This is a genomic window from Maridesulfovibrio sp. (assembly GCF_963676065.1).
Classification (GTDB): Bacteria; Desulfobacterota; Desulfovibrionia; order Desulfovibrionales; family Desulfovibrionaceae; genus Maridesulfovibrio.
The window spans coordinates 1966013-1977621 of record NZ_OY780933.1 but is presented as its reverse complement, the minus strand read 5'-3'; the positions used below and the strand labels follow the sequence as shown (position 1 = coordinate 1977621).

At 45.5% G+C, this 11609-nt stretch carries 10 protein-coding genes; 2 read left to right on the top strand and 8 right to left on the bottom strand.

Features of this window, described 5'->3' with window-relative positions:
* Nucleotides 1-127: 127 nt before the first annotated feature.
* Nucleotides 128-853, top strand: a complete 726-nt coding sequence (locus ACKU35_RS08820) for a FadR/GntR family transcriptional regulator (protein ID WP_319765096.1) — start codon at nt 128-130, stop codon at nt 851-853.
* A gap of 109 nt (nt 854-962) precedes the next feature.
* Here the strand turns inward: ACKU35_RS08820 and ACKU35_RS08815 are convergent, their stop codons facing one another.
* The 5 genes from ACKU35_RS08815 to dctP all read right to left on the bottom strand — a co-directional run bounded on the left by ACKU35_RS08815 (nt 963) and on the right by dctP (nt 5679).
* Complete coding sequence (locus ACKU35_RS08815) at nt 963-1382, bottom strand: PPC domain-containing DNA-binding protein (protein WP_319765095.1); 420 nt, start codon at nt 1380-1382, stop codon at nt 963-965.
* Between the two features lie 585 nt (nt 1383-1967).
* On the bottom strand, nt 1968-2819 hold the full coding sequence (locus ACKU35_RS08810) for a M15 family metallopeptidase (RefSeq protein WP_319765093.1): 852 nt from the start codon (nt 2817-2819) through the stop codon (nt 1968-1970).
* 57 nt (nt 2820-2876) lie between these two features.
* Entirely contained in the window at nt 2877-4160 is a 1284-nt protein-coding gene (locus tag ACKU35_RS08805; RefSeq protein WP_319765091.1) for a TRAP transporter large permease, read from the bottom strand.
* Entirely contained in the window at nt 4160-4657 is a 498-nt protein-coding gene (locus ACKU35_RS08800) for a TRAP transporter small permease (RefSeq protein ID WP_319765089.1), read from the bottom strand. The genes ACKU35_RS08805 and ACKU35_RS08800 overlap by 1 nt, the downstream gene beginning before the upstream one ends.
* Before the next feature lie 2 nt (nt 4658-4659).
* Nucleotides 4660-5679, bottom strand: a complete 1020-nt coding sequence (gene dctP / locus ACKU35_RS08795; protein WP_319765087.1) for a TRAP transporter substrate-binding protein DctP — start codon at nt 5677-5679, stop codon at nt 4660-4662.
* A 431-nt stretch (nt 5680-6110) separates the two neighbouring features.
* Between dctP and ACKU35_RS08790 the strand changes: the two genes are divergently transcribed.
* Complete coding sequence (locus tag ACKU35_RS08790) at nt 6111-6887, top strand: IclR family transcriptional regulator C-terminal domain-containing protein (protein WP_319765085.1); 777 nt, start codon at nt 6111-6113, stop codon at nt 6885-6887.
* A 114-nt stretch (nt 6888-7001) separates the two neighbouring features.
* Here the strand turns inward: ACKU35_RS08790 and ACKU35_RS08785 are convergent, their stop codons facing one another.
* The 3 genes from ACKU35_RS08785 to ACKU35_RS08775 form a co-directional block, all read right to left on the bottom strand.
* Complete coding sequence (locus ACKU35_RS08785; RefSeq protein ID WP_319765083.1) at nt 7002-8771, bottom strand: PQQ-binding-like beta-propeller repeat protein; 1770 nt, start codon at nt 8769-8771, stop codon at nt 7002-7004.
* A 193-nt stretch (nt 8772-8964) separates the two neighbouring features.
* Nucleotides 8965-9591 (bottom strand): response regulator transcription factor, encoded by a 627-nt coding sequence (locus tag ACKU35_RS08780; protein ID WP_319765081.1) that lies wholly within the window; start codon nt 9589-9591, stop codon nt 8965-8967.
* The gene (locus ACKU35_RS08775; RefSeq protein ID WP_319765079.1) at nt 9581-11512 is read right to left on the bottom strand and encodes a 7TM diverse intracellular signaling domain-containing protein; all 1932 of its coding nucleotides are present in this window, start codon (nt 11510-11512) and stop codon (nt 9581-9583) included. The genes ACKU35_RS08780 and ACKU35_RS08775 overlap by 11 nt, the downstream gene beginning before the upstream one ends.
* Nucleotides 11513-11609 lie beyond the last annotated feature (97 nt).

The window sequence follows — 11609 nt, the reverse complement described above, 5'->3', positions numbered from 1 at the left end:
CATCTGATGTTATGATGAATAAATATTGCCTCTTTGCTGAATTGTCAATATGATAGGGAAAAGAGAATTTACATGTTAACAATCCAATATTGCACAGCTACTAAACTTTAAAAAAAAAGCAGAAATAATGAGAAGTAACCAGACGCAACTTCAGCGCAAACGACTGTCTGACCAGATAATAGAAGAACTAGTTGAACGCATTTCCAACGGGGAACTCTGCCCCGGAGATAAGCTCCCCCCCGAACCCCAGTTAATGAAACGTTTCGGTGTAGGTAGAAGCTCAATACGAGAAGCTGTAGGTGCGCTTGAACTGTTGGGAATTCTGTCAGTTCGCCCGGGACAGGGAACAAGAATAACGGAAGCGACGGAGAACTCAAAATCAATCGGCTTATCCCTGATTACCATGGGACGGGAAAAAATCAGTGAATTAGTTGAGGCAAGGTCAGAAATAGAGCAAACCATTGCCCGACTGGCTGCCGAACGGGCTACAGCTGCTGATCTTGCTGAAATAAAAAAACAACACAATAAGATCATCCATGCCCAAAAAAATAATCACGATCTTATTGAAGCTGATCTTGAATTTCACAGGGCTGTAGCAAACTCCTGTCACAACACAATATTTATAAGATTTTTTTCGGAATTAAATCTTCCCATGCGCCACTGGATGGAACAAAAGGCAAAACATGACTGGGGCTTCGCGAATGTTGTAACTGAACACGAAGCAATAATTAATGCGATTGAATCTCAGGACTCCAAGGCTGCTCAATTGGCAATGGGAAAACACATTGAAGTAGCGGGGAAGAACCTAATATCCGCTATGCAGGAAATCGACATTAAAGCTCACAAAGAATAGATCGCATCCTTTGGTCTGGAAGCAATGCTTCCAGACCATCAGTTTCCAATACGTATGTAAGTATCTAAGATGATGACTGAAATCAGGTCTAATCACCCCACAGAGCATCTTAGAATTTAAGCAAATTCAATCCGACCTTCTCGCTTAATTGACGATCGGCTGAACCTTCCACGAGATCAATCCATATTTCCGCTGTAGCACTGACTATGGCAGCATTCAGATGTCCTCCGAAAGCTTTATGCTCTATGTCGGCAAGCGTTGCATGCAGATGCAAATATACTTCGCCATTCATTTGAGAGATATTACCTGTCAGGCTCGTAATTTCAAAATATTTTTCAAGGGTAGCGGAAAAATATTTTTTGGTTGCCGGGTTGAACAACCCGACCGTAGCCTTGTTGACCGCCCCAATCCCGGAAACAATACCAAGCCGGATATCTTCCTTCTCGCAGATAGAGGTCATGCAGGTAATGATTTCTTCACCCGGGTCAAGTCTGATCAATACTTTTGAACCATAGCGAAAATACTCCATTTAAATACTCCTGAATGTAAATGCTGTTTATTTTTGGGTTGCTTTTTCATAACGCTAAACATCAGAACATCTGATGTTTGATTTTGAAAAACAGCATTTAGGAATAAAAGTCAAGCATGCCAAGAATTCTTTTATAACGAAGAATAATCCACAACACTTTCTGAACAGCTAATTCAGCTACAAAAAAATCTGCTAAGATTTTGTATAATCTGCTGATTCAGGGTTGGAATTTCCGGGATGTAGGAGCTTGTTGAACCAAAGCCTATAACATCATTGAAAAATGTTGCCCCCTAAAAACAATTAATTCGAGCCATTAAGACCGTTACCCTGTACTTGACACGCAAGAGATCAGCAGTTCAAAGCTGCTCGTGCCTACCAGAAACACAAAAAGGACTTAGAAACAAATTTCTAAGTCCTTTTTGTGTGCTAGCTCATTTGTACCACATTTTTTCGTTAAGGCAGATGAAAGGAGGCTTACAAACAAAAGGCTGTAAGCCCGATAGATCAAATTTGGATCTACACTGCAAGCAGGGACGCAAGTCCGAAAGTCTAGTTATTACACTAAACTTAAACCCCTTACTCTGCCTACCCTCCGGCCGTAACCAGAGTGGTAATATCGTTTCCAGACGAACAGGGGACCAGCGCCTCAAAAGTGTTCAGAGTGATAATCCTAGGCCCGTATAAAGCGTGCGGTATGCCTTTTAAAAATCCCCATCTCTGGGTTCCGTATTCAAAATGCCACCATTCGCCGTGGTAATTAACGAAACCGGCCTTAATCATCACATCATAAAGAAGACGCCTATTGAGCAACGCCTCCTGCTCCAGATCAGTTACCCTCTCGCCCTTTTCAACCCGTTCTTCATAGTAACGGGTATTGGAGACCGGACCTGGATAATCGAAGGGCGCCCCCATATGCAAGGGGACTCCGTCCACTGAAGCAATAGTCAGGTCGACAGCTCCCCCTGTAGCATGAGGGGAAGGACGTTCGCTGCTTAGGCTCGGCGGAGCGACAAATTCTTCCGTCATTTTAACAATCTTATCGGCTTCAATATCAGGATAAGCCTTCTCAAGAGCCTTGCTGCAAGCGGTGAAAAGAGCCGTTTGAGTTTCCTTGCTGCGCCATGCATCCAGAATGATAAGACGCAATCCCTTTGGCAGCAGGGAGTTAGCGACAAGCAGCCTTTTGCGTATTTCATCCCGTGCGTAACAATCCGGCAACGCTTTTTCGATTCCTGCCGAAAAATAGGCCGGGCGTACGAGAATCTGGCCTTCGGCCAATGAAAGCGGAAGAAGCCTGTCGTTATTTTCTCTGATTTCAATCGTGAAAACCTCACTCCAGTCCGGCTTTGCCTCCGGCGGGATAGCAGGTAGATTTTTTTGATGCTCCACAGTTTTGAATCTGGAATATTCTTCGGATGTATATTCGGCGTTAATCATTTTTCTGTCTTCTTGTTTTCGCTAAGTAAGGTTGCAATGCTCTGAACATTTCCTTTTCTAGTAGCCGAGAGTTCTTGGCAGCCATGTTGAAATTTCCGGAACAAAAATCAGCATCAACTGACAGGCAATAGCAACAAGCACGAACGGCCAGATATGCTTAAACATTTTTTCCAGAGGAACAGAGCCGATGGAAGAAACAATATATACGCACGCGCCCATAGGCGGAGTGATCAGTGCAATGGTAATGTTAAGAGTCATTACAATACCGAAATGCAAAGGATCGATTCCCGCGCTGACAGCCAGTGGTGCAAAGACAGGAGTGAGCAGCACAAGAGCGGCGATTTCTTCCATAAACATACCTACAACAAATATGATCAGGCTCATAAAAAGCAGAACCATTGAAGGCGTCTTTGCATACTCAAGCACAATGGGAGCAAGCTTCTGCGGGACCTGTTCGGAAGAGAGAATCCAGCCGACTATAGTGGCTGCACCGATAACTACAAAAATAACACTTGTTAAACGCACGGTGCTTGCCAGAGCTTTGCAGACCGCTTTCCAACTGAGCTGCCGGGTCCAAAGAAAGCCGATGACAAGAACATATAAACTTGCAACCGCGCCGGATTCAGTCGGAGTCATAAACCCAAACAGAATACCGCCGATGATGATGCCCGGGGCAACAAGCGAGCAGATGGCACCGCCAGTGGCCGAAACTAGTTTGGAAAAAGAAAATTCGGCGTTTACGATGGGGAGATCAAGCTTTGCAGCACTGATTCTGTGCATTGCCATAAACGCGACACCAAGAAAAAGTCCCGGAAGAACTCCCGCAATAAACAGGGCACCGACATTGGTTTTGGTCATTGCCCCGAACAGAATCATAAAAATACTCGGCGGGATAATGGGACCGATAAGAGAACTGCCGGCCGTTAGCCCTGCAGCGTAAGAGGCAGGATATCCGCCCTTTTTCATGGCAGGAATCATGATCGAACCTACAGCCGAGGCATCTGCTGCGGCAGAACCGTTAACACCGGCAAAAATAATACTGGCGACAACAGTCACATACCCGAGCCCCCCTTTAAGGTGTCCAACCAGAGCCTCTGCAAATCTCAGCAGACGCTCAGTCAGCCCTGCGGACCCCATCAGCTCTCCGACCAGAATAAAATAAGGGATAGCCAGAAGCGAAAAAGGCTCCATCCCCCCGTAAAATTGCTGAATCATAATTCGCAGAAGTGAAGGGTCTCCGATAACCGCAAAACCGCTTACGGAGGTAACGAGCATTGACGCAAAAAGCGGCAGCCCAATTATCAGCATGGCGAAAAAGACCAGTAACAGAATAAAAGTCATCAGTCCTCCTCCTCATTTTTTCCGGCCCCGACAGGGATAAACTGCTGCAGTCCGTACTGAATCAGCATGAGCCCCATTCCTACCGGGATGGACATGAGGGGAATGCTTTTCTTGATGCCCAGAGTCATAATCGTAAAGAGACGGAGCTTGTGGGCATAGTTGTAACCGTAGATGATCATAAAGATGAGAATTGCGACAAAAACTGCCCGACGGAGAAAAGTCACAATCATTCTGGGAGTTTTAGGCAGCCTGTCCACTATAATGTGGATGGCCATGTGCTCTCCCCTTTTGAGGGCCGGAGCAGCCCCAAGCATTACAATCCAGACAAGAGTAATCTTAGCCAGATCCGTGGTCCACATGGGCGGACGATAGAACCGCCCGAAAACACCGAGCATGACATCCAGCATGTTTACCACAAGGAGCGCCCCCGCCCCTATCAGGCAGAGACGCTCTAGGATGTCAGAGGCTTTTTGGCAAAAGCCGGCGACATTTGACATAATTATTTTGCCCCTTCGGCGTTGGCTTTACGGGCATCCTTGATAGCAAGGTCAATCCAGGAGGAATCAACCTGATCTTTAAGCCAGTTGATGTAGGAAGGACTGCCGAGTTTTTTGAATTCAGCATATTCTTCGGCTGTGGGGGTATAGCTGGTCATCCCCTTGCTTTCCAGAAACTTAACGCGTGCATCAACCTGAGATTCAACGAACTCACGAGTTTCGGCGTTAGCTTTTGCGGCGCTTTCCTTGATCGCTTTCTGCTGTGCGGGAGTAAAGGAATCCAGAAGTTCTCCGTTCATGAGCAGGAACTGATCGGAATACTGAACATTTGCCAGAGTAAGATGCTTCTGAACTTCGTAGAGACTACCCATGATGATGTAGGTCGGAGGGTTCATCTGGCCGTCAGCAACACCTGTTTTGAGTGCAAGGTAAACTTCGGTCCAGGGGATTGGAGTTCCGGATGCGCCGAAAGCCTCGTACATAGCAACCTGACTGGCATCCATAGCCCTGAACTTAAGGCCTTTGAAATCAGCGGGGGAATGAATGGGGGAGTTGCTGGTGAAAGCGAGGAATCCGCCCTCTTCGATTACGTCCAGAAAAGCGATGCCGGTACGGGATCTCAATTCTTTCTTTGCCTTTTTCATGAACTCACTACCATCAAAGAAAATGTGCGCGGCTTTGTAGCTGTCAAACAGAAAAGGAATATTAGTCGCGAACATTTCGGGAAATACAGTCTGGAGGCCTCCGTAGGAAGCTACGTTGATGACCGGTCCGCTCATGACCTGTTCCATACGCTGTTCTTCGTTACCAAGCTGGCTATTAGGGAAAAGTTTAATCTCAACCTGGCCGTCAGTGGATTTTTCTACCAGTTTTTTAAACTTGGAAGCAAAGTAGTGGACAGCATTGTCTTTGTCACTTGGCGGTCCGTTATAACTCATTTTGATTGTTGTTGCAGCCAGAGCGCTGCCGGGAATGGCAAGAACCAGAGCCAAAATCAGCCCGAATAAAGTGGAGCGTTTCATTGGATCCTCTTTGGGTTAGGGGTTTATGATATTTTTAAAGAAGTTACCGGGAAACAAAAAACGTAATCAGTTGTTTTGCGGCCCGATTTACTGCAATAGAATCAGGGTAATGAATAAACGTTTTTCAGTAATACTTAAACAGGGTATAACTAATGCTAAGTTGCATAAAATTCATATTGGCACGCCCTGTGTATTGTAATACAATACCTAGTGTTTAAAATTACTTTATGCAGCCGAAAGGCGCTCGTCAAGGTTTTTTGACAAAAAACGTTATCGTGGTTGTTTTTTGTTTTTGCAAAAAGGAGTATTTACTAAAAATGTTAATTAACAATGTTTAATACTGGTTAATGCTCAGAAGTTTTGTTTCAATCCCGTAAATGCGAAAAAAGTTAGTGGAACAAATATTAAAGAGAGGGTACATAGTAGCGAGTATGAGTGACGAAAATAAAACCAAACAAGACAGCCCGTTATTTGTATCTTCGCTTGAAAAAGCAGTTCGTGTGCTGGAAGCATTCGACGAAGGACACCGCAGGTTGAGCCTTACCGATATGGTCAGAATTACCGGTCTCAATAAGAGCGCGGTTCAAAGATTTTTGTATACGTGGGAGTCCTTGGGATATATTTCCAAGGATGAAAAAACAAGACAGGTAAAACTGAGCCCCAAAGCTATGCGCTTGGGATATAATTTTTTACGAGGCGAAAGGCTGGTGGAAGTTGCAACTCCATTTCTGCTGGAGGCCCGCGAAAGGACCGGTAACTCAGCGTATCTGGGAACTCTTTATGATACTTCCATTATATATTTAATCCGCCTTCCCCAACGACTACTGCTTTTTGAAGGAACTCTGCCCGGACGCAGCGTCCCTGCGTTTTGCGGAGGAAGAGCTTTTCTATCGTGTCTGGAAGATTCGGAAGTGCTGGACATACTCAATAAGTCGGACCGATCCGCCATTACTCCATACACAATTACGGATATTGACGAAAATATACGTGAGATAGAAAAGATCAGAGAGAAAGGGTTCTGCATATCCATGCAGGAGCAATTGGTTGGAGAAATTGCTGTATCCGCACCGGTTTTGGGCAGAGATGGAAAACCCTGCGCATCAGTATATATTTCAGCAAGCCTTTCCGAATGGTCGCAGGAAAAAGCCGAGGCGGAAATAGCTCCGATGGTCCTTGAAACTGCCGGAAGAATCAGCGCGCAATTGTAGTCATTTATGACTTGGGGCAGCACACTGCAAGGCTAAGCTTACAATTTGAACAGCCCGGTAATCATACTAGTCTTTTATAAAGGTATGGAAGAATCTCTTTTTGTTTATTAGAAATTATCTTTTAAATCTTGCGCGCAGAGGCAGGAGCATCGGTACCAACATAAGCAGCAGCCATTCTACACTGAAGGTTGCTTGTGGATTTAAAGTACATCCTGTCCCGGACCCAGAGCTTGAACCGGTCCCTACAGCTACCGGATCGGTTATTTTGCCAAGGTCACGGTTTTCATCGTAGTTGCCGTTATCTTTGATTACAAAATAGATGTAATACTCAGTCCCAAGTGTTGTATCATCTGTCCGGGCCATGTGGTTTCCGTCGGCATCTGTTACCCACCAGTAGCCGTCGATGTTGTATTCCGGTCCGGTTAGGGCGTAACGACTATATTCCTTGGAGGTTCCGTTGGTATTGTAGAATTTCATCAGGGCCAGATCGGAGACCTTGCCGGTTGGAATATTCGTGGAACTGATTTTGAAAGTAGCACAACCGCCGTTTACATTAAGAGTTGCGTTGAAGGAGTCCACTTTACTTTTGGGCGTAAATCCGCCGGAGTGGTATTGGGTGGACAGATCGGTGCTGTCCATTTCTTTGGTCACGCTGGCGGATATGCTGACACTTATCCCGTCTGCCTGAGTTTCACTTGGAGAGACATCGCCGGACTTGCTGGCTCCGGTGTTTTGGTTGTCTTTTTGGGATCTGGGCCAGTCGGTATCGGCAAGTCCTCCGGAATCACCTTCCCTTGCTTGCAAAGCGACAAAATCAGCCATCCCGGGGTATATGTTAACATAAATGCTTCCATCGCTCCCGATGGCTGGAGACAAAGTTCCAGTTGTACTCGATGAGCCTATATCTAGGAACCATTTTCGGGCTCCACTAGATTTTATTGCACATAATATATTATTGTCTGCCCAGACGTAAATGGTTCCGTCACTGGCGATGGCCGGGGATCTTACAGCCCCATCTGCTTCATATTTCCATTTTTCACTACCATCAGAATTCAGGGCATATAAATTGCCTGCTGTACCCAAATAAATAACACCGCCACTGCCGATGGCCGGGGAAGATGTTATTACAGAGTCTACTGGAATTTTCCATTTCAGGGTTTTATCAGGATTAAGGGCATAAAAACAGGAACCACTTGAACCGAAATAGATGACTCCATTGCTGTCAATGGCAGGAGAGTATTCTATTCTATCTCCAGCCTTGAAGGTCCATTTAAGTGTACCGTCGGGTTTTATTGCATATAAATTATCGTCGGTTGTTGTTACGTACACAGTCCCGTCAGGACCGATTACCGGAGCTGAGGTAAACATATGTTCTGTGTCGTATATCCAATTTCCAGAGCCATCGGAGTTTACGGCGTGTAATTTACCGTCAGTGGATTCAATATATATTGTTCCGTCGCTGCTTATGGCCGCTGAAAAGGACATTATGCTGCCTGCATTATATATCCATTTTTTGGAACCATCGGAGTTTACGGCATACAATTTACCGTCAGATGATCCGGTATATATAGTTCCGTCACTACCGATAGTCGGCGCAGAATAGATTTCTCCTCCTGTAGGATAAGACCATTTTTCTGTACAATCTGTATCGCCGGGCTCAAGAGCGTATAAATTTCTATCGTCGCAACCGACATAAATAGTTCCATCATTGCCGATTGCTGGAGAAAATACATCTGAACTCCTTTTGGAAAAACTCCACTTAAGACTTCCCGCTGCCATGCCGATGGAAGCAAATCCCAAGAGCATGGATAGGACTGCGATTAAGCTTAATGCCGTGAGCGTGAGGTTGTGGCGATAGGGACAGGTGGAGGATGATCTGTTCATATTTTGTCTCTGCATAGTTTTTAGAATTAACATCCCGTTAGAGATAACGTTTGCTTCTTATCAACTCTGCAGAATTGTGTCTGTCCGTCAAAACACGTACAAATGAACTTATTCAAAACAAATGACAATAGAAGTTACAATTCTTCTTATCCTAAAACATAAAAACTATGTTTTCAGACAGGGCGATCATCCGTTATTGCGCAGCTGAGATCGCGTATTTGCGCAATTCCTTCCTGCCTTTCAAATCAAATTTCCTGGCCATTCGATTGCAATATGTCTCAACCGTACGGCGGCTCAGTCCCAGTTTGTCCGCAATTTCAGTATTCCCGAATCCCTGTCCCATCAGGCTGAATATCTGTCTTTCCCGGTCACTCAAAGATTCTTCCAATCTTTCTTCTTTTTCGTTTTGTTCCAAACATTGAGCAACACAAGGACTAAAGTATTTTTTTCCTGCGGTAACCGTATCTATTGCCTCGAAGAGGATATCCGCGTCTTCCTGTTTGGAGACGTAGCCCAGAGCACCGCGACGAAAAGCACGATCAATCAGTACGGACTCTTCGTGCATTGAATAGACCAAGGCTGCGATATGGAGTCTTTCGAGATCAGGAAGCAGGTCAAGCCCGCTTCCATCCTGAAGCGACAGGTCAAGCAGGGCTATATCAAAATTCTGCTGGTCTAAAATTTTCCGGGCCTCGGCGATGCTGTTAGCCTCTGCGGATATCCGGTGCTGACGTGTGCCCAGAAGGATTCCCAATCCTTTTCGGATAGCAGGATGATCGTCAATGAGAATAATATTTAGGGCGGAAGGATTATCTGCCATTGTCCACCTCGAAGTTTTTATTTGATTTAACGCATGAGGCTGTACATCTGACTACGGTACCGCCTAAGGGGCTTTTTTCTATTGTAAGTTGCGCACCGATCACTTTTGCCCTGTGGTGCATGATGCTTGTGCCGAGCCCACCGTATTCATTTTTTGAAGCACTTCGCCCTACGCCATCGTCACTTACAGTCAGGGTAACGATACCGGCTTTGCAACAATTCAGTTGAACGTGAATATTCTTAGCCTCTGCGTGTTTTGCTGCATTGGTCAGAGCCTCCTGAGCAATGCGATACAAAACAGTTATATTTTCATCTATGCATTCGTCGCAGGGGCAATTCTGGTTGAAAGTAACCCGAATGCCTGTTGCCTTGGCGATGCTACGGACCAGAGCCTCCAACGAGGGGCCGGAATTTCCATGTTCAACAGGCCACAGTCCTCGGGCTATCTTGTATGCCTCGTGAGTTGACGTCTTTAAGATTTCCGCTAATTCTGCCAATTCAGGACCGTCTTTATCTTCTACATGTTCATGCGACATAGCTGTGGCGCGCAGCCGCGCACCGGTCAATTGCTGACAAAGGCTGTCATGTAGCTCGCGGCTGAGTTGACGGCGTTCTTCTTCGCTGATGCTGACAATTTTTTTCTCCAGCCTGTTTCTTTCTTCCATTTCTTCATGCAGTGACTGGTTTTTCTGCTCCAATTCAAAGGAAAGGCGTTCCACAGAACTAAACGCATTGGAAAAAAGTTTGGATAATACCAGAGATTGAGAAAGTATAAATAAGCAAACAGCAGGTTCGACCAAATACACGGATTTTATGATTCCCATATGAACTAAAGGATCGTTAATGCCTGCGCCGAACTGGATAATTAACCCGGTCAACAAGATTCTTGCGCCGGTCCGCTTACGTTTTACACACAGGGAAATCCGGTGCAGGTAATATGCAGCATAGAGAAAAGTCTGTAGCAGACAAACTGCAATAAACCAGTAAAGAGGGAGGCCGGGAGCAAAGATAAGCAAAATAGTGAAAATGGCGATTCTGGCATCCAGCAGATAGACGGGGAAAGAATGAAATTCATCCGGGTATATAGTCTTAAGAAAACGGTACAACAGTGACGCCCAGCAGATAAAGCAGGTCAGGGAAAAAACTTCCATGGATACCGGATTCCATCCGGGAAGTAGAATGGAAATAGCCCAGCGGGAAGAGTTAGAGGTTACGCTGTAGCCGACCACCAACAGACAGTATAGACCGAAATATAAGGGAGCTTCGTCGCGTTTACGCCATAAGTAAAGTACAAGATGATACACCCCCATAACCAGCATGCATCCGGCGAAAAACAATGAAAGAGCCCAGTCCCTCGTCTGCATAGCTTCAAGCGGTCCGGGGCTGGCGATGAGGATAGGCTCACCAATCCCGCCTCTGCGAAAATGATAATTGGAAACCTGCAGAATAAGATCGATAGGCTGCCTTTTTAGCGGTATTTCCACCAGTTTTAATGTTCGGGCAGGTTTTTCTGTTTCAGCAGATCTTCCCGGCAGCCCGCTCTGTGCTATTAAATCGCCGTTAGCCCATAATTTATAAGCCTCGTGGATGTCGAAAATACGAAAAGTCAACCGCTCAACAGATTGATCCGTCAACAGTCTCAGCCGGTATGTTGCCTGCCCGGTACTGCCGAGACGTACTCCACCAATACGATGTCCCCGCCATGTTCCGGGTAGAGTAAAGAATCCTGACATTTCGGGTGATTTATTTCCTGAGCTGAACTTATCCGGCGTAAGTAGTCTATCCCAATAAAATTCCCATTCTCCATTAAGGGCGAATATCCGGCCTTCTGAAAAATCCTGCCCACGCAGGTCGATCACGCCACGCTCTGCGAAGAGTTTTGTTTCAGATCTATCGGCAGCACATCCTGTTAAACCAAGCATTGTCGCCACTATTAAAAAGCATAATACTCTATAGCGTTTCAATCTTAGAATAGGAAAAATATTTTTTTTCACAACATGATATCCTGAACTGATTGCT